Source organism: Streptomyces sp. enrichment culture, from assembly GCF_964272895.1.
In the GTDB taxonomy this organism is placed as follows: domain Bacteria; phylum Actinomycetota; class Actinomycetes; order Streptomycetales; family Streptomycetaceae; genus Streptomyces.
In genome coordinates, this window is record NZ_OZ186832.1 from 6,594,631 (window position 1) to 6,613,469 (window position 18,839).

The following is an 18,839-nucleotide window of genomic DNA, read 5'->3' on the forward strand; positions in this document are numbered from 1 at the left end:
ACGTCGACATGATCGACACCCAGGCCGCGGTACTCACCGCGGTCGGCGAACCGCTCGAACTGACCGCCATCCGAGTCGACGACCCCGAGCCGCAGGAAGTGCGCGTCGCGGTCACCAACGTCGGGCTGTGCCACAGCGACCTGCACTACATGACGGGGACGGTCCCGACCGGCCTGCCGGTCGTGGTCGGCCACGAGGTGGCGGGCGTGGTCGAGGCGGTCGGGACGCAGGTGTCCGGCCTGCGCCCCGGCGACCGCGTGGTCGGCGCGCTGACCCCCTCCTGCGGCCGCTGCGTCAACTGCGAGGCGGGACGGTCGACCCAGTGCCGGCGCGTCGAGGAGATACGCCGCCGACCGCGGCCCGCGTTCCTCACCACGGACGGCCGGCCGATCGAACGGCTCGGCGACATCGGGGCGTTCTCCCGGCACACCCTCATGCGGGAGAACGCTCTGGTGAAGCTCCCCGACGACGTACCGCTGCCCGTGGGGTGCCTCCTGGCCTGCTGTGTCATCACCGGCGTCGGCGCCGTCTTCCGCGGCGCCCGGGTTCGGCCGGGCAGCACGGTGGCGGTCATCGGCTGCGGCGGCGTCGGATCGGCCATCATCCAGGGGGCCAGGCTCGCCGGCGCGTCCGCGATCGTCGCGATCGACCTGGACGACGCACGGCTCAAGGCCGCGCGCGGCTACGGCGCCACCCACGTCGTCAACGGCGCGAGCGGCGACGTCGTCGCGGAACTGCACCGCCAGTTGGGCGACGGAGTGGACTACGCCTTCGAGGCGGTCGGCTCGGCCCGTACCGCGGCGACGGCCGTGGCCCTCCTGCGCCCGACGGGCACCGCCTGCCTGGTCGGCATCGCGCCCGAAGGAACCGAACTGAGCATCCCGGCCTCGGACTTCTTCTTCGAGGAGAAGCGGCTCATCGGCTCCTACATGGGCTCGGGGCAGGCCCGGCAGGACATCCTCCAGCTCACCCGCCTCTACCAGCAGGGCCGCCTGCTGCTCGACGAGATGGTGACCCGCGTCGTCCCGTTCGGCGAGATCAACGAGGGCTTCGAGGCGATGAGGTCCGCAGACGTGACCCGCATCGTCGTCGACCTCCAGTCCTGAGCGACGAGCGACCGACGACCGAACGCAGAGGTGCACCTTATGGCGAGCAACGAGATCACGATCCCCCAGCCGGTGAACTACATCGCCGACGAGTGGAGCGAGTGCCGCACGGTCGACGACGTCTGGAACGTCGACCCCAACACGCGCGAACCCTTCCACCGCGGCGTCACGACGACACCCGGCGACCTCGAGCGGGCGCTGCGGCACGCGGAACGCGTGTACGACATCGGCCGCTGGGACGAGGACGCCCGGCATGAGCGCGCCGCCGTGCTGGAGCGTGTCGCCGCGATCATCGAGACCCGTACCGAGGAGATCGCCCGGACGGACTCGCTGACCAGCGGCACACCCATCGGTGTCACGCGCAAGGTCGCGGCCTTCCTGCCCGCGAGGATCCGGGCGGCCGCCTCCGACCTGGTGACCATCCCGCGCGTCACCGCGCTGGCGGCCGGCGGCCGCGACGTCCGCCTGCACAAGGTGCCGTGGGGGCCGGCCGCGATTCTCACGCCGTGGAACGGTCCGAGCTTCATTCCCGCCGCGAAGATCGCCAGCGCGATGGCGGCGGGCTGCCCCGTCCTCCTCAAGCCCTCGGAGCACGCGCCCGGCAGCGCGCAGATCATCGTCGAATGCTTCGTCGAGGCCGGTCTGCCCAGCGGCGCGCTGCAACTGGTGCACGGCGGCGGCGACATCGGCGCCAGGCTGACCGCCGACCCGCGCGTCAAGATCGTCTCGTTCACCGGCGGACCGGGCGCCGGCCGCGCCATCGCACGGGCCGCCGCGGAGGACTTCAAGGTCCTCCAGCTGGAGCTGGGCGGCAACAATCCGGTGCTCGTACTGGACGACGCCGACCTCGACATCACCGCCGACGGCATCCTCGACGGCATGACCAAGCTCAACGGGCAGTGGTGCGAGGGGCCGGGCAAGATCCTCGCGCACCGCAGCCTGGCCGGGCCTCTTCTGGAGGCGTTGACCGAGCGGATCTCCAAGCTCGTCGTCGGTCACTCCCTGGACGAGGAGACGGAGATCGGGCCGATCTCCAACGCGCCGCACTTCCAGACCCTCCAGAGCAGGATCGAGGGTCTGCGCAGCCTCGGGGCGAGCATCCACCGGCCCGCCCGGCTGCCCGAGCTGGACGGCTTCTTCTTGTCGCCGACGGTCGCCGCCGGCGCCGACCCCGCGCGGGCCACCGCCGAGCTGTTCGGCCCGCTCGTCTCCCTGCACGCCGTGGACTCCGCCGAGCAGGCGCTGCGTCTCGCCAACGCCCATCCCTCGGGCCTCGACGCCTATGTGTTCGGCGCCGACACCGACCGCGCGATCGACATCGGCTCCCGCGTCGTCGCCGGCGAGGTGCGCGTCAACGGCGCCAAGCTCGCGGACCTCGGTGAGGAGTCGGCGCAGAGCTTCTGGGGCCCGGCCGGCATCGGCGGCCACGGACCGGCGGAGTCGGTCCGCGTCTTCTGCGGCGACCGGGTCGTCGGCGTCGACTCGCCCGACCTGCCGTTGTGACTCAGGGTGCGGCGGGCGCGGGTCCCAGCCGGGCCGCGAGCCAGCCGTCGAGGACGGAGGCGGTGATGTCCATGTGCCGCGTGGCGGCGTCCCGGTCCCCGTAGGTGAACCAGTTCACGGCGAAACCGTCGGCCAGGGTGGCGATGACATAGGCGATCTGGTCGATGGTCTCCGGCTCGACCGGCTGGTCGGCGGACGCCTCGCGGAGCACGGCGCGCACCGTCTCGAGGGCCTGGTCGTACACCGCGATGCCGCGCTCTCCGTGCTGCCGCCGCGCCCAGCTGATGAGCTCGATGGTGGCCGCGGTGAAGCTGGCCGACTCCAGGTAGCACTCCATGACACCGCGCAGCAGCTGACGCGCCGTGTCCTTCAGATCGGAGCGCGGGTCGATGCCCTCGACCACCTCGCGGAACCTGCCGGACACGAACGCGTAGACGTCCGCGAAGAGGTCCTCCTTGGAGTCGTAGCAGTAGTGCAGCATCGCCAGGTTCGCCTGGGCCTGCTCGGCGATCCGCCGGGTCGTCGCGCCGTCGATGCCGTGGGTCGCGATGACCTCCACAGCGGCGTTGATGAAGTCGCTGCGCCGTTGGGCGACGGAGATCCGACGTGCCACGAGTTCCTCCCGTTGCAGGGCGCCCCCGGAGTTGGACGCTTGATTAAGTCGCTGACCAGCCTAACAGCCGCGTCGGCGGCCCGGTGGCAAGCGTCTTAGTCATATGTCTTGAACGCATGACCAACTCTGCCGTAGCGTGAAGCGTGGTCCGCCGCCTTCGTCGACCGAACGCTCACTCCGGACCGAGCACTCACTCCGGACCGAGCGCTCACTCCGGTCGGCGCGTCGCAGACGCATCGGCCCCAGCCGGTTCGCATCCGGATCTGCGAGTCCCGCCGAGGCGGGCGACGCCCCGATCCCGATCTCACCGCCTTCGCACAGCACCGAAGGCATCACCCGAAGGAATCAAGGACATGAAGGATCTGCTCTTCCTGCTGGCCGATCTCTGGATGATCTTCGCCGGCTTCTACTTCGGATGGCAGTTCATCAGGCGCTACGGCAACTACCTGCTCGGCCTGGAATGGATGATCGTCGCCACCTCGGGCTCCAACTTCCTGCTCTGGGCCCTGCTGAGCGGCGACGAGGGCAGCTTCCTGTACAACGTCGCATACTTCTTCGACGCCTTCTCACGCTCCGTCGGCATCACCCTCATTCTCGTCATGGGCCTGATGGCCGTGACGCACCGCTACAAGCCGACGGTCGCGGTGGACGTCGGCGTGTTCGCCCTCGCCACCGGCGCCGGCCTGTATCTCCAGCAGTTCCGCGGCCACCAACTCCACGTCGGCCCGGCGACGTTCTATGTCGTCGTCAACGTGCTCACCACCCTCTTCCTGGCCTACTTCTCGTGGCGGCTCTGGAAGATCGGCGCCAAGCGCCTCGCCGTCGGCGCCGGGCTGGCGACCGCTGTGGCCTCGGCGATCGCGATCACCTACGACTTCTTCCCGATCCCGGGCGACGACGAGCACCGAACCATCTTCTACACGGCCGCGCTGGCCACCTGGGGATTCCAGATGTGCGTGTACTTCTTCGCCTACCGCGCTCTGCACCACCACAACGCGGCGACGGGTGCGACGCCGGTCGGGCCTGAAGGCGTGAGGGCGTAGGGGCGTCAGGGCTTGAGGGCGCGAGGGCCTGAGCAACGCACCAAGGATCAGAGCAGGTTCGCGAGGAGCGATCACATGAAGACCGACAACGTCGAGTACACCACCTTCACCGGCTGGATCGACCCGCCCGCAGACATCCGGTCGGCCCTGAGGGGCGACCTGGCCTGCGAGGTCGCGGTGGTCGGCGGCGGCCTGGGAGGCATGTCGACGGCGCTGCGACTGGCCGAGCGCGGCCGGGACGTGGTGCTGCTTGAGGCCGAGTTCTGCGGTCACGGCGCCAGTTCGCGCAACGCGGGGCAGGTGGCGGGCGCTCCGGGCGGCGACCTCCAGCTCCTCAACCTGCTCCACCGCGCGAAGATGCCCGGCCTGATCCGGCTCGCCGAGCGCGCCGCGCACCACGTGGAAGACCTCATCACGACGCACGGCATCGACTGCGACTACGAACCGACGGGCAATTGTTTCGCGGCGGTGTCGCGTGGCCAGATGGGCCGCGTGCGCCGGGTGACCAAGATCCTCCAGCGGGCCGGCTGCCAGGTGGAGCTGGGCACGAGCGAAGAGCTTGGCATCCCGCGGGGATTTCTCGGCGGGATGCGCGAGAAGGTCGGAGGCATGCTGAATCCCGGCCTGTTCACCCTGGGGGTGCGCCGCGCACTGCTCGGCTCGTCCGCGCGCGTCTTCGAGCGGACCAAGGTCACCGACGTCACGCGCGACCGCGGCCAGGTCGTCCTCACCACCGCACGGGGCAAGGTGCGGGCGGACAAGGTGGTTCTGGCGACGAACGCCTACGCGGGGGAGTGGGACATCACCCCGCCACGGCTGGCCGTGCCCCTCTACGTCGCCGAGGTGGAGACCGAGCCCATCGACCCCGCCCGCCTGGCGGCCCTGGGCTGGACCAGTCGGTCCGGCCTCGTGACCCAGCACGCCATCATGGAGAACTACCGCCTGACACCGCGGAACACCATCGTCTTCGGCGTCCGACGCCTTCAGCGCGGCACGACGTATCCCCTCCCACAGAGGACACCCGACCCCGCCCTCGTCGAAGAACTCGCCCACGCCTTCGCGACCCGGTTCCCGGCCCTGTCCGACATCGCCATCGCTCGCGCCTGGGGCGGATGGATCGCCATCACCTCCACCTGGCTCCCCCTCGCCGGGCAGATCGGCGACACCGTCCACTATTCGATCGCCTGCAACGGCCACGGCCTGGCCCAGGCGCCCTACCTCGGCTCCCTCATCGCCGACCTGATCGTCGACGGCGAACGCCACGAGGACCTGGACGGAGTCTGGAAGAAGAACCCGGCCTTCCCCCGTCCGGTGATGATGAGCCCCCTGGGACTGCGCACCATCTGGGCCGTCGACCGCTTCAACGACCTGATCAACGGCAGCCGAAACAACGCCCGCCGAGCCACGACACCCTGACCCCCGACACCCTCACCACCGTTCCTCCCCCTCAAGGCGATGCCCTCCACCACCGCGGCCCACCGGTCCCCACACCCGGCGCACCCCGTCATGAGCTCGGCCAAGTGCCAGTGTGAGCCCCGGAACACCGGTCGGCAGCTGACCCGCCATCCGAATCGTTGTACGCTCCGAATTCCGCCCTTGACCTGCACAGAGCAGGCAGGGAGCAGACACATCGGGAGTCTCCGTGTTTCGAACCATGTTCAAGTCCAAGATCCACCGCGCCACCGTCACCCAGGCCGACCTGCACTACGTGGGATCGGTGACCATCGACGCGGATCTGCTCGACGCCGCGGACCTGTTGCCGGGTGAGCTGGTGCACATCGTGGACATCACCAACGGCGCCCGGCTGGAGACGTACGTCATCGAGGGGGAGCGGGGGTCCGGGGTGATCGGGATCAACGGGGCCGCCGCCCATCTGGTGCATCCCGGCGATCTGGTGATCATCATCAGCTACGCTCAGGTCACCGACGCCGAGGCGCGGGAGCTGAAGCCGCGGGTCGTGCACGTGGACGGCGACAACCGGATCGTGGCCCTGGGCGCGGACGCGGGTGAGCCGGTTCCGGGTTCCGACCAGCGGCGCAGCCCGCACGCCGTCACGGTCTGAGCACGGGGCCGCCCGGCACCCGCTCCGTCGCCTCGAGGGTCGGCGCGTCCGCCCGCCCGTTCGACGAGGAGTGCCCCATGAGCGACATCGAGATCCGCGACGACCGGGCGGCGGGACGCCTGGAGGCGTTCGGCGGCGACGGCGGTGGTGAGGTCGTCGGCCACATCGAGTACTTCGTGCTCGAAGCGCCCGAGCGGGCCCTGGTGCCCGTGCACACCATCGTCGAGCCCGCCCACGAGGGCCAGGGCATCGCCGGTTCGCTCGCCCGCGAGCTGTACGCCCTCGCCGCGCGCGAGGGCGTCCCGGTGGCCCCGCTGTGCCCGTACGTCGTGAAGTGGGCCGCCCGGCACCCCGAGGAGGCCCCGGCCGCCGCTCCCGAGCTGCTGCGCGCGGCGAAGGAGTGGCTGAGGGCCCACCCCGGGCGCTTCTGAGACGGCACCCCGCCGATGCTCGCCCTGCTGCACACCTCGCCCGTCCACGTCCCCGTCTTCGACGCCCTGCGCGACGAGACGCGGCCCGGCCTCCGGCTCCGTCACCTCGTCGACGAGGACCTGCTGGCCAGGGCCCGCGCCCACGGCCCCGAGGCGGTCGCCGCCGACGTGCGCGCCCTCGTCGAGCGGGCCGTCGCCGACGGCGCGCGTGCCGTGCTGTGCACCTGCTCCACCATCGGCGGCGTCGCCGAGGCGGCCGCCGCGCCGGCCGGTGTGCCCGTACTGCGCGTCGACCGCCCCATGGCCGCCGCCGCGGTCGCGGCCGGCCGTCGCGTGGTCGTCCTCGCCGCACTGGCGAGCACGCTGAAGCCGACGGCCGACCTGATCGACGAGGAGGCCCGCCGCGCCGGACGCGTGGTCACCGTACGCACCCGGCTCGTCGACGGCGCCTGGGCGCACTTCGAGGTGGGCGACACCGAGCGCTACGTCCGTCTGGTCGCCGCCGCGGCCGACGCGGTCACCGACGCCGACGCGATCGTCCTCGCCCAGGCATCCATGGCCCCGGCGCAGGCCCTGACGACCACCGGCGTACCGGTCCTCTCCAGCCCCCGCCCCGGCCTCGCGGCGGCGGCGTGCGCGGCCGGAGCGGCCGGGGCGGCGAACAGGGCGGCCGGGGCCTTCTGACTCAGCTCAGAGGTGGCCCCGGCTCCGGGTTCGGCGGCGGTTCCGGCCCCGGCGGGATCGGTGAGGGATCCGGCGGCCCCGGCACCGGATCGGGGCCCGGCACCGGTCCAGGGCCCGGTGGCGGCCCGGGCGCCGGCGGCGGGGGCGGCGGCGTCGGCTCCGGATACGGCTGCGGCCCGGGTGTCGGTCCGGGCGGCACCGGGTCGGGCGGCGGTCCGGGCGGCACCGGATCGGGCGGCGGCCCAGGCGGCACAGGATCAGGACGAGGTTCGGTCATGACGCCCTCCGGCACATCACAGACACGGGCATGGCCTCTGGACTACTCCCACGCGTACCCGTGGGCCGACCCCCCAGTCACCCTTTGGAGCCAACGGAGGAGCAACGCAGCCAAGGGGGCGCGGACCCTACCGGCATGAGGGGCACCGCCTCGCGGGCGCGGCCTGCCACAACGAACCCGCGCCCGCCGGGCACCGAAACCTCCCGAACCGCTACGCGGACACCTCCCCGCGATCTCCACCCCACAGCGTGTGGAACGCCCCCTCCCGATCCACCCTCCGATACGTGTGCGCCCCGAAGAAGTCCCGCTGCCCCTGCGTGAGCGCCGCAGGCAACCGCTCGGCCCGCAGCGCGTCGTAGTACGCCAGCGCCGCCGAGAAGCCGGGCGTCGGCACCCCCTGCCGGGTCGCCGCGACGATCACCTCGCGCCAGTCGTCCTGCGCGTCGGCGATCTCGTGGGCGAAATCGGCGTCGGACAGCAGACTCGGCAGATCGGCGCGCGCGTCGTAGGCCGCCCGGATGCGGTCGAGGAACGCCGCCCGGATGATGCAGCCGCCCCGCCAGATGGACGCGACCCGGCCGAGGTCGATGTCCCAGCCGTACTCGGCGCTGCCCGCGGCGATCTCGTGGAACCCCTGGGTGTACGACACGATCTTGGACGCGTACAGCGCCTGCTCGACCCGGTCGGCGAACGCCCCCGCCTCCGCCTCGCCCAGCGGCGATGCCTTCGGCCCGGCCAGCCCGCGTGACGCCTCGCGCAGCGCCGCGTGCCCGGAGAGGGAGCGGGCGAAGACCGCCTCGGCGATGCCGGAGACCGGCACCCCGAGGTCGAGCGCGATCTGCACGGCCCACCGCCCCGTGCCCTTCTGCTCGGCCTGGTCCACCACCACGTCGACGAACGGCTTGCCGGTCGCCGCGTCCACGTGCGACAGCACCTCGGCCGTGATCTCGATCAGGTAGGAGTCCAGCCGTCCGGTGTTCCAGGTCCGGAAGATCTCCGCGATCCGCGCGGGCTCGTACCCGGCGACATCGCGCAGCAGCTGGTACGCCTCGCCGATCAGCTGCATGTCGGCGTACTCGATGCCGTTGTGCACCATCTTCACGAAGTGCCCGGCGCCGTCCGGACCGACGTGCGTGACGCAGGGCGCCCCGTCGGCGGCCTTCGCGGAGATCTTCTCCAGCATGGGGCCGAGGGAGTCGTACGACTCGACGGGGCCGCCCGGCATGATGCTCGGCCCGTGCAGCGCACCCTCCTCGCCGCCGGAGACGCCCATGCCGACGAAGTGGATGCCCTGCTCGCGCAGATCCCGCTCCCGGCGCCGGGTGTCCGCGAAGTGCGCGTTGCCGCCGTCGATGATCATGTCGCCGGGCTCCAGGAGCGGCGCGAACTCCTGGATCACCGCGTCGGTCGGCTCACCGGCCTTCACCATGATCACCAGGCGGCGGGGCCGCTCCAGGGCCGCCACGAACTCCTTGGCGGTCTCGGCCGCGATGAACTCGCCCTCGCTCCCGAACTCCTCGACCAGCGCGCGCGTGCGCGCCGGCGTCCGGTTGTGCACCGCGACCGTGTAGCCGTTGCGCGCGAAGTTGCGGGCGAGGTTGCGGCCCATGACCGCGAGTCCGGTGACGCCGATCTGGGCTGAAGTGCTCATACCGCCTGCTCCTAGAAGATTCCGGTGGCTCCTGGTGGGCCCTGAGTACTGCGCGGGGCGTGATCGCCAGTATCACCCCTGGGGCCGTCGCGACGGGGCGTTGCCCCACCGCACGTGCGACTCCCGGACCCTTGTACGGACGGCGGCGGGCGGCTGCCTCAGCGTGCGTACGCCGGTCCCCCCAACAGGGGGACGATCCCGGCCACTTGCAGTGACCGCACGACCGATTGCTGTCTTGTCATGGCCTGTTCGGCACCTTTACTTTTGGCCCTCCTGACGCTTGCTAGGGGGCACCTCATGGCCGTACGCGGCCGGCACCGCCGGTATCAGCCGAACAGGATCAATCGCGCCTCACTCACCGTCACGGCGAGCGGAGCCGGAATGGCCCTCCCCCTGGTCGGCGCGGGTGCCGCCCAGGCGGCCGACGCGGAGACCTGGGAGAAGGTCGCCGCCTGCGAGTCGGGCCACGACTGGAACATCAACACCGGCAACGGCCACTACGGCGGCCTGCAGTTCACCCAGTCCACCTGGGAGGCGTACGGCGGCACCGCGTACGCGCCGCGCGCCGACCTCGCCACCCGCGAGCAGCAGATCGCCGTCGCGGAGAAGGTGCTCGACGGACAGGGGCCGGGTGCCTGGCCGGTCTGCTCGGAGCGGGCGGGGCTGACCCGCGGCGGCGAGAGCCCCGACCCGCACCCGCTGCGCGCCGCGGACCGCTCCGGCGACCTGCGCGATGTGCTGCCGCAGACCACGCCCCAGTCCCGTGCCGGCCGCGCCGAGATGTACACCGTCGTCCGCGGCGACACCCTGTCGGGCATCGCGGACCGTGAGCACGTACGCGGCGGCTGGCAGCGCCTCTACGACGCCAACCGCGCCGTCGTCGGCCCCGACCCCGACCTGATCCTGCCCGGCCAGCGGCTGACCCTGGACGGCGAGCGCGCCCGCCCACCGGCCGCCCCGGACAAGAAGCGGCCCGCGACCGGCGTCCCGCAGCAGAAGCGGCCCGAGCGAAGCCTCCCCGAGCAGAAGCGCCCGGAGCGCACCGCTCCGCAGAAGAAGCAGCCCGAGCGGGCCACGCCCGAGCACAAGCGCCCGGAGCGCGCCGCACCCGAGAGGAAGGGCAGCGCCCAGCAGCAGGAGCGGCGCACGCCCTCACGCTCCACCGAGCGTTCCCAGAACCGCGTCGGCGCGTCCCGCGTCGCCCCCGTCGACGCGGCCATCGGCACGCCGTACCACCAGGCCGGTTCCTCCTGGTCGAAGGGCTACCACACGGGCGTCGACTTCCCCGTGCCCACCGGCACCTCCGTCAAGGCGATCGGCGCGGGCCGGGTGGTCAGCGCCGGATGGGCCGGGTCGTACGGCTATCAGGTCGTCCTGCGGCACGACGACGGCCGCTACTCGCAGTACGCCCATCTCTCGGCGATCAGCGTCAAGGCCGGCCAGGGCGTGGCCGCGGGGCAGCGCATCGGGCGGTCGGGGTCCACCGGCAACAGCACGGGCCCGCATCTGCACTTCGAGGTGCGGACGGGGCCCGAGTTCGGTTCGGACATCGACCCGGTCGCCTATCTGCGCGCCGGGGGCGTCAGGATTTGACGCGCATGCGGTGCCGGTCGAGGTACGGCAGCGGTGCGCAGGGCAGGGCGAAGGCGGCGCAGGCCGGAAGGAACGGGCCGTACTGCTGGTCGGCCGCCGGCTCGTCGGGGAGGGCGGCCGGCGGCGCGACCGGTGCCCGCTGGGCGAGCACGGGCACGGGCCCCTCCAGGGCGGCCCGCCGGGGGACGACGACCGGCTCCACCGACGCCACCAGGGCGTCGGCGCTCTCGGCGGCCGTCCGCTGCGCCACGACCACGGGCTCCGGCGCCGCGGCCGTCCCGGTGCGGGAGATGCGCTCGGTGGTCAGCAGGATCAGACCGCCCGCCGCCACCACACCGCAGCCCAGGGCCAGCGCGGTGCCCGTGGCGCCGTAGCGGAACGTCTCACCGAACATCGTGATGCCCACCGCGGCCGCCACCACCGGGTTGACCACGGTCAGGGTGGCCAGCGGAGCCGCCAGACCGGCGCCCCGGTAGGCGGCCTGCGACAGCAGCAGACCGGCCGTGGCGAGCACACCGATGGCGGCCAGCGACGGGGCGTCCGACAGCGCCACACCGCCGGTCCAGTCGACCGCGACGGTCTTGGTGAACACCGACGACATGCCGAAGGCGATACCGGAGGCGGTGGCCAGGATCATCGCGCGCACCGCGGGATGCCGGTGCGCGGCCCGGCCCGCGGCCATCAGGGCGGCGACCACCGCACCGGTGACGACGAAGACGCCGACGCGCTGCGGCGAACTGAGCGACTGGCTGTCGGAGGCGCCGACCAGGGACAGCAGACCGGCCAGACCCACCGTCGCCATGACCGCGCCCCGCCAGGCGGTGGCACCGGCCCTGCGGCCCACGAACAGCGCCGCCATCGGCAGCGCGAACACGATGGTGAGGGCACCCAGCGGCTGCACCAGGCTGAGCGGACCGAACGCCAGAGCCACCACGTGCAGCAGTCCGCCGAGGCCGTTGAGACCCACCGCCGCCCACCAGCCGGGCCGGCGCAGCGGCGCGTACTCCTCGCCGGGCGAGCTCTCCGCCACCCGCTCCTGCACGATCGCCCCGCCCGCGTACGCGACCGCGGACACGAACGACAGAAGCACGGACAACGCGAGGGCGCTCATCGGCTGCTCCTCTGCGTGAGGCGGGGCGGTGCGGCCCTACGAGGCGAACCATCGGCTTCCATGGACAACACGATCCCCCTTTCCGATGTTCCCGTCGTCGTCCCTGAGCACTCAATGGCTCCTACTGCCGATGGAGTACGCAGGTGGTGCCGTCCTCCCCAGGGTGGGCACGCGCTTCGGACACCCTGAAGTCCCACCCCCTAGGGGGCTTGGTACTACTGCTGTTCGTGGACCTCGACCCTGATCTCGCGGCGCTGCGGCCGCTCGGCCCGTTCTTCGCCGTGCGCATCCTCCCCGGCCCGGCAGGACATCCGGCTGGACCCCCGCCCCGCCCCCTGCCGACCCTGGACCGCGCCTACGCAATCGTCACACCGGACGACCCCGAGGATCCACTGGGTTTCCGGGTCCGCAAGGTCGCCGCCGCCCTGCGCGCACCCGAGCCACGCGTCGCCGCCTCCGTCGCCCACCTGGGCCTCGCCGCCCGCCTCTGGTCGATCGCCCTGGGCTGCGCCGCCCGCTGCGGCAGGCTCCCCGACCTCGACCCGCGCCGGGTGCACTGGGACCCCGACGGCGGCGCGCCGGACGACCTGTGGCTGGCCGGGGTGGACTCCGGCCCCGCCGACGCGGCCGCCCTCGGGGAGGCGGTCCTCGGCGCCCACCTCCAGCCGCTGGCCGCGGCACTGCGCGCCCGCTACCGCCTCGCACCGGGACTGCTGCGGGGCAACGCCGCGTCCGCGCTGGCCGGAGCCGCCCGCGAGATCGTCCGCTGGGCCGGGGCCGCCGGCCGCCCGGAGACCGGTGAACGGGCGCGCGCCCTGGCCGCCGACCTGCTCGGGCACCCCTCGCTGACCGGCGCGGGCACCCTCGGCGGGACCGCCTTCCGGCGGCGCAGCTGCTGCCTCTACTACCGGGTGCCGGGCGGCGGGGTGTGCGGCGACTGCTGCTTCACCAGCCCCCCGCGCTCTTCCCCGGGCGCCGCGCCTGGGTGACCATGAGGGAGCCGGATGCGGAGAACTGGGGGTTCCTGTGCGTGTGGGACTGCTGACGCGGGAGTTCCCGCCGGACGTGTACGGCGGTGCGGGCGTCCATGTCGAGTTCCTGGCCCGCGAGTTGCGGCCCCTGGTCGATCTGGAGGTGCACTGCTGGGGCGAGGCGTCCCAGCGGGAGAGAGGGCACGGCGTCGTACGCCACCGCCCCTGGTCCGCGCTGGACGGCGCCAACGACGCGCTGCGCACCTTCTCCGTGGACCTCGCCATGGTGGCCGCGCTGGAGGGCCGCGAACTGGTCCACTCCCACACGTGGTACGCCAACCTCGCCGGCCACCTCGCCAAGACGCTGTACGGCGTCCCGCATGTGCTGACCGCCCACTCGCTGGAGCCGCTGCGCCCCTGGAAGGCGGAGCAACTGGGTGGCGGCTACGCCCTGTCGAGCTGGGCGGAGCGCACCGCGGTCGAGTCCGCGGACGCGGTGATCGCCGTCTCCGCCGCCATGCGTCAGGACATCCTCGACTGCTACCCGGCGCTGGATGCGGCCCGTGTCCACGTCGTGCACAACGGCATCGACACCGAGCTCTACCGCCCCGACCCCGCCACCGACGCCCTGCGGCGCGTCGGTCTCGATCCGGCCCGCCCGTACGTGCTGTTCGTCGGCCGTATCACCCGGCAGAAGGGCGTGCCCCAGCTGCTGCGCGCGGTTCGGGACATCGACCCCGCCGCCCAGGTGGTGCTGTGCGCGGGCGCGCCCGACACCCCGGAGATCGACCGCGAGTTCCGGGAACTGCACGAGGAGTTGAGCCGCGTCCGCGACGGCGTGCACTGGATCCCGAAGATGCTGCCGCGCCCCGAGGTCGTCCAACTCCTCACCCACGCGGCCGTGTTCGTCTGCCCGTCGGTGTACGAGCCGCTGGGGATCGTCAACCTGGAGGCGATGGCCTGCGGCACGCCGGTCGTCGCCTCGCGGGTCGGCGGGATCCCCGAGGTCGTCGTGGACGGGGAGACGGGGCTGCTGGTCGACGCCGACGCGGACTTCGAGGCGGGACTGACCCGCGCGCTGGACCGCGTACTGGCCGATCCGGTGGCCGCCCGGCGGATGGGGGAGGCCGGACGGGCGCGTGCGGTGGGGGAGTTCGGCTGGGACGCGATCGCGCGGCGCACGGCGGCGCTGTACGCGGACGTCCTCGGCCAGGCTTAGCCCCTCCCGTGCGGGGGCAGGCATGGGGCATTCACGTGAGGGGAGCGGCCATGCGTCGTGGTGGGCCTTCTGTTCTCGGGATCGTGCTGGCGGGCGGCGAGGGCAAGCGGCTGATGCCGCTGACCGCGGACCGCGCCAAACCCGCGGTGACCTTCGGCGGCACGTACCGCCTCGTCGACTTCGTGCTGTCCAACCTGGTCAACGCCGACATCCTGCGGATCTGCGTGCTGACGCAGTACAAGTCGCACTCGCTGGACCGGCACATCACCACCACCTGGCGGATGTCGAGCCTGCTGGGCAACTACGTCACCCCGGTGCCCGCCCAGCAGCGGCTCGGCCCGCGCTGGTACCTGGGCAGCGCGGACGCGATCCTGCAGTCGCTGAACCTGGTGCACGACGAACAGCCCGAGTACGTCGCGGTGTTCGGGGCCGACCATGTGTACCGGATGGACCCGCGCCAGATGCTCGCCCGGCACATCGAGTCCGGTGCCGGCGTGACGGTGGCCGGGATCCGGGTGCCGCGGGCGCAGGCGCCGGCGTTCGGTGTGATCACACCCGGCGCGGACGGCCGTACCGTCGAGCGGTTCCTGGAGAAGCCGCACGACCCGCCCGGCCTGCCCGACGCCCCGGACTGCGTGTTCGCCTCCATGGGCAACTACATCTTCACCACCAAGGCGCTGATCGAGGCGCTCCAGCGGGACGCCGAGGACCAGTCCTCCGTGCACGACATGGGCGGCTCGATCCTGCCCCAGCTCACCCACCGCGGCGAGGCCCAGCTGTACGACTTCGGCGACAACCACGTGCCCGGCGAGACCGCCCGCGACCAGGGCTACTGGCGGGACGTGGGGACCCTCGACGCGTACTACGACGCCCATATGGACCTGATCGCCGAGCGCCCGGCGTTCAACCTGTACAACCGCAGCTGGCCCATCTACACGCACTCCTACCAGCTCTCGCCGGCCCGGTTCAACGCGGGCGGCATCGCCGGCGAGTCGATCATCAGCGCCGGCTGCCTGATACGGGGCCAGGTCACCCGGTCCGTGCTGTCGCCGGGCGTCGTGGTCGACCCCGGCGCGGTGGTGCAGGGCTCGGTGCTGCACGACAACGTGCACATCGGGCGGGGCGCGGTGGTGCGGGGCGCGGTGCTGGACAAGAACGTGGAGGTACCGCCGGGCGCGACGATCGGCGTCAATCCGGAGCGGGACGGCGAGCTGTACACGGTCTCCGGGAACGGCGTGATCGCGCTCGGCAAGGGCCAGCGGGTGGGCTGAGCGGGGTCGCCCCGGTCACCCGGAGGGCGGCCCGGCGACGCGACTTAATCAGCTGTTAACTGTGCGTAGCGTGATCGTACTTGACCGTAATCGCCCGCACGGGTTTGACTGCTGACACACTCGCCGCCGACCCGAGGCAAGCCCTTGACTTCTGATCTGCTCGCACCCCTCGACCTGGCCTTCTGGAACATCGAGTCCCCCGAGCACCCCATGCACCTGGGCGCACTCGGCGTCTTCGCCGCCCACAGCCCCACCGCGGGCGCCCACGCCGCCGACCTCCTGGCCTCCCGCGCCGCCGCGGTGCCCGGCCTGCGGATGCGGATCCGTGACGCGTGGGAGCCGCACCGGCTGCTGCGCCCGACGGCCTTCGGGGGCGCGGCCCGTGAGCCGTACCCCGCCTTCGACCCCCTCGACCATGTCGTCCTGCACGCCCCGGCCGCCGGCTTCCAGGCCGCCGCCGGACGGCTGATGCAGCGCCCGCTGGACCGGGAGCGCCCGCCCTGGGAGGCGCATGTGCTGCCCGGCGAGGACGGCGTGTCCTTCGCCGTCCTCTTCAAGTTCCACCACGCCCTCGCCGACGGGCTGCGCGCGCTCACCCTCGCCGCCGCCCTCCTCGACCCCCTGGGCCCGCCCCCGTCCCGGCCCCGCCGCCCCCAGGAGCCGAGCCGCGGCCCGCTGCCCGCCGTGCGCCGCCTGCCCGCCCTGGTCCGCGGCGCCCTCGGCGAGGCGGGCCGCGCCCTGGACATCGGCGCGTCCCTCGCCGTCTCCTCCCTGGACGTGCGCTCCTCGCCCGCGCTGAGCTGTGAGCCGTCCGGCACCCGCCGTACCGCCGGAGCGGTCGTGGACCTCGACGACGTGCACCGGATCCGCAAGAGCGTCGGCGGCACCGTCAACGACGTCCTGATCGCGGTCGTCGCGGGCGCCCTGCGCCGCTGGCTCGACGACCGCGGCGCCGGCAGCGAGGGCGTGGCCCCCCGCGCCCTCGTCCCGGTCTCCACCCGCCGCCCGCGCACGGCCCACCCCCAGGGCAACCGCCTCTCCGGCTACCTGATACGGCTCCCCGTCGGCGACCCCGACCCGCTCGCCCGCCTCGCCGCCGTCCGCACGGCGATGGACCGCAACAAGGACGCCGGGCCGCACCGGGGCGCGGGCGCGGTCGCCCTGCTCGCCGACCACGTCCCCGCCCTCGGCCACCGCCTCGCCGGCCCGCTGGCCGCCCGGGCCGCCCGCCTCTGGTTCGACATCCTGGTCACGAGCGTCCCGCTCCCCGGCATCCCCCTGCGCCTCGGCGGCCACGAGCTCACCGCGGTCCACCCCTACGCCCCGCTGGCCCCCGGCCACGCGCTGGCGGTGGCCGTCTCGACGTACCGAGGCCGGGTGCACTACGGCCTTGTGGCCGACGCGGAGTCCGTGCCGGACGTGGACCGCCTGGCCGAGGCGCTGTCGCAGGAGGTGAAGAGGCTGATCATCGCGTGCGACGGGTGAGCGCCTGCCCCGAGGCGCAGGGCACCGAGCCTGAGCGCCCGCCCCGAGGCGCGGGGCACCGCGGCGCCTGGGCGCACACCCCGAGACGCGGGCACCGCGCCTGAGCGCACACCCCGCGGGCCGGGGCACCGCGCGACCGGCCCCGCACCCCGGAGATCACCCCGCGCCCGCACGGCGAGACCGATTTTGGCACCGCACCCCCGACCTCCGTAGAATCCCCCGTTCGAAAGCAGGCGCGAACCAGGGAAAAGCGATGACGGTGACAGAGGACGGCCCGGCGACCACGGACGAGGTCGTGTACGGACCCGGCATCGACCCCGAACGGCTCGCCGTCTGCCTGAGCGTCCTGGAGGAGCTCGACAAGCTGGAGGTCGACCACCCGGACGCGATCAAGGTGCGCCGGGCCACGTCGCACATCTACCGCACGGTCAAGCAGCGCCGCCGGCAGGAGCGCCGGGCCGCCAAGACCGCCCACGACCGGGCGGTCACCGAGGCCACCGCCACCGGCTCCGCCCAGCGCATCGACGACGAGACCGAGGGCATCCTGCCGTCGTCGAGCGTCGAGGAGGGCAAGATCGCGGGCATACTCCAGCGCCCGCGCTCCTGCTACACCTGCAAGACCCGCTACGTCGAGGTCGACTACTTCTACCACCAGCTCTGTCCGGCCTGCGCCCGCCTGAACCGCGGCAAGCGCGACGCCCGCGCCGACCTCACCGGCAAGCGCGCCCTGCTCACCGGCGGCCGCGCCAAGATCGGCATGTACATCGCGCTGCGGCTGCTGCGCGACGGCGCGCACACCACGATCACCACGCGGTTCCCCAAGGACGCCATCCGCCGCTTCATGGCGATGGACGACTCCGCGGACTGGATCCACCGCCTGGAGGTCGTCGGCATCGACCTGCGCGACCCGGCCCAGGCCGTCGCCCTGGCCGACCAGGTCGCCGAGCAGGGCCCGCTGGACATCCTGATCAACAACGCGACGCAGACCGTACGCCGGCTGCCGTCGGCGTACGCCGCGCTGGTCGAGGGCGAGAGCGCCCCGCTGCCCGCCGGCGAGCTGCCGCCCCACCACGTCATCGGCGCCTTCAACTCCGGCGCGGTCGACGGACTGGCCGCGCTGCCGCTGGGCACCAGCGGGCTGGACGCGCAGAAGGTGGCCGACCTCGCGCTGGTCGCCGGCAACGCCAGCATCGAGCGTCACCTCGACGGCACCGCCATCGACGCGGGCGGACTGCTGCCCGATGTCGTCGAGACCAACACCTGGGTGCAGACCATCGAGCAGATCTCGCCGGTGGAGCTCCTGGAGACCCAGCTGTGCAACTACACGGCGCCGTTCATCCTGATCAGCAAGCTGCGCCCGGCGATGGCCGAGGCCGCGCGCAGGGCGACGAGCAAGCGCGCGTACGTGGTCAACGTCTCCGCCATGGAGGGCGTGTTCAACCGCGGCTACAAGGGCGCCGGGCACCCGAACACCAACGCCGCGAAGGCCGCGATGAACATGGTGACCCGCACCAGCGCCCAGGAGATGTACGACGCCGACGGCATCCTCATGACCTCCGTCGACACCGGCTGGATCACCGACGAGCGCCCGCACTTCGACAAGCTGCGCCTGGCCGAGGAGGGCTTCCACGCGCCCCTCGACCTGGTCGACGGCGCCGCCCGCGTCTACGACCCGATCGTGCGCGGTGAGGCGGGCGAGGACCTGTACGGCGTCTTCATGAAGGACTACGCGCCCGGCAAGTGGTGACGGGCCGGCGCCTGTCGGAACGTCGGGTCTGCCGGTCCACCGCGCCCGGTCCGTCGGTCCACCGCGCCCGGC

The 18,839-nt window shown here is 72.8% G+C and carries 16 protein-coding genes; 13 read left to right on the forward strand and 3 right to left on the reverse strand.

The genetic code is table 11. From position 1 onward, the window contains the following. Positions 1-8 precede the first annotated feature (8 nt). Positions 9-1,106, forward strand: a complete 1,098-nt coding sequence (locus ACSU6M_RS29470) for a Zn-dependent alcohol dehydrogenase (RefSeq protein WP_437073734.1) — start codon at positions 9-11, stop codon at positions 1,104-1,106. 39 nt (positions 1,107-1,145) lie between these two features. Beyond that, complete coding sequence (locus ACSU6M_RS29475) at positions 1,146-2,609, forward strand: aldehyde dehydrogenase family protein (RefSeq protein WP_437073736.1); 1,464 nt, start codon at positions 1,146-1,148, stop codon at positions 2,607-2,609. A 1-nt stretch (position 2,610) separates the two neighbouring features. Here the strand turns inward: ACSU6M_RS29475 and ACSU6M_RS29480 are convergent, their stop codons facing one another. Further along, positions 2,611-3,222, reverse strand: coding sequence for a TetR/AcrR family transcriptional regulator (locus ACSU6M_RS29480; protein WP_437073738.1), 612 nt, complete (start codon positions 3,220-3,222; stop codon positions 2,611-2,613). Between the two features lie 353 nt (positions 3,223-3,575). Here ACSU6M_RS29480 and ACSU6M_RS29485 point away from each other — a divergent pair, with 353 nt between their 5' ends. The 5 genes from ACSU6M_RS29485 (at position 3,576) to ACSU6M_RS29505 (ending at position 7,442) form a co-directional block, all read left to right on the forward strand. Next, a complete protein-coding gene (locus ACSU6M_RS29485) occupies positions 3,576-4,265 on the forward strand; it encodes a transporter (RefSeq protein ID WP_437073740.1) in 690 nt (229 codons plus the stop codon). Between the two features lie 75 nt (positions 4,266-4,340). Next, a complete protein-coding gene (locus tag ACSU6M_RS29490; protein ID WP_437073742.1) occupies positions 4,341-5,681 on the forward strand; it encodes an NAD(P)/FAD-dependent oxidoreductase in 1,341 nt (446 codons plus the stop codon). 226 nt (positions 5,682-5,907) lie between these two features. Further along, positions 5,908-6,327 (forward strand): aspartate 1-decarboxylase, encoded by a 420-nt coding sequence (gene panD / locus ACSU6M_RS29495; RefSeq protein ID WP_437073743.1) that lies wholly within the window; start codon positions 5,908-5,910, stop codon positions 6,325-6,327. A 77-nt stretch (positions 6,328-6,404) separates the two neighbouring features. After that, a complete protein-coding gene (locus ACSU6M_RS29500) occupies positions 6,405-6,758 on the forward strand; it encodes a GNAT family N-acetyltransferase (protein ID WP_437073745.1) in 354 nt (117 codons plus the stop codon). A gap of 15 nt (positions 6,759-6,773) precedes the next feature. Further along, complete coding sequence (locus ACSU6M_RS29505; RefSeq protein WP_437073747.1) at positions 6,774-7,442, forward strand: aspartate/glutamate racemase family protein; 669 nt, start codon at positions 6,774-6,776, stop codon at positions 7,440-7,442. A 488-nt stretch (positions 7,443-7,930) separates the two neighbouring features. On the opposite strand, the gene gndA is transcribed toward ACSU6M_RS29505, so the two are convergent. Beyond that, on the reverse strand, positions 7,931-9,370 hold the full coding sequence (gene gndA, locus ACSU6M_RS29510) for an NADP-dependent phosphogluconate dehydrogenase (RefSeq protein WP_437073748.1): 1,440 nt from the start codon (positions 9,368-9,370) through the stop codon (positions 7,931-7,933). A gap of 297 nt (positions 9,371-9,667) precedes the next feature. Here gndA and ACSU6M_RS29515 point away from each other — a divergent pair, with 297 nt between their 5' ends. Then, positions 9,668-10,963: a transglycosylase family protein gene (locus tag ACSU6M_RS29515; protein WP_437073750.1), complete on the forward strand. Its 1,296-nt coding sequence runs from the start codon at positions 9,668-9,670 to the stop codon at positions 10,961-10,963. Here ACSU6M_RS29515 and ACSU6M_RS29520 read toward each other — a convergent pair. Then, positions 10,953-12,074, reverse strand: coding sequence for a DMT family transporter (locus tag ACSU6M_RS29520; RefSeq protein WP_437073752.1), 1,122 nt, complete (start codon positions 12,072-12,074; stop codon positions 10,953-10,955). The genes ACSU6M_RS29515 and ACSU6M_RS29520 overlap by 11 nt on opposite strands. A gap of 227 nt (positions 12,075-12,301) precedes the next feature. On the opposite strand from ACSU6M_RS29520, the gene ACSU6M_RS29525 reads away from it, so the two are divergent. The 5 genes from ACSU6M_RS29525 to ACSU6M_RS29545 all read left to right on the forward strand — a co-directional run bounded on the left by ACSU6M_RS29525 (position 12,302) and on the right by ACSU6M_RS29545 (position 18,767). Then, the gene (locus ACSU6M_RS29525) at positions 12,302-13,063 is read left to right on the forward strand and encodes a (2Fe-2S)-binding protein (protein WP_437073753.1); all 762 of its coding nucleotides are present in this window, start codon (positions 12,302-12,304) and stop codon (positions 13,061-13,063) included. A gap of 37 nt (positions 13,064-13,100) precedes the next feature. Beyond that, complete coding sequence (glgA, locus tag ACSU6M_RS29530) at positions 13,101-14,264, forward strand: glycogen synthase (RefSeq protein WP_437073755.1); 1,164 nt, start codon at positions 13,101-13,103, stop codon at positions 14,262-14,264. Between the two features lie 50 nt (positions 14,265-14,314). Continuing rightward, on the forward strand, positions 14,315-15,535 hold the full coding sequence (gene glgC, locus ACSU6M_RS29535; protein ID WP_437073757.1) for a glucose-1-phosphate adenylyltransferase: 1,221 nt from the start codon (positions 14,315-14,317) through the stop codon (positions 15,533-15,535). 144 nt (positions 15,536-15,679) lie between these two features. Next, a complete protein-coding gene (locus ACSU6M_RS29540) occupies positions 15,680-17,020 on the forward strand; it encodes a wax ester/triacylglycerol synthase family O-acyltransferase (RefSeq protein ID WP_437073758.1) in 1,341 nt (446 codons plus the stop codon). Positions 17,021-17,273: 253 nt separating this feature from the next. Further along, the gene (locus tag ACSU6M_RS29545) at positions 17,274-18,767 is read left to right on the forward strand and encodes an SDR family NAD(P)-dependent oxidoreductase (RefSeq protein ID WP_437073760.1); all 1,494 of its coding nucleotides are present in this window, start codon (positions 17,274-17,276) and stop codon (positions 18,765-18,767) included. Positions 18,768-18,839 lie beyond the last annotated feature (72 nt).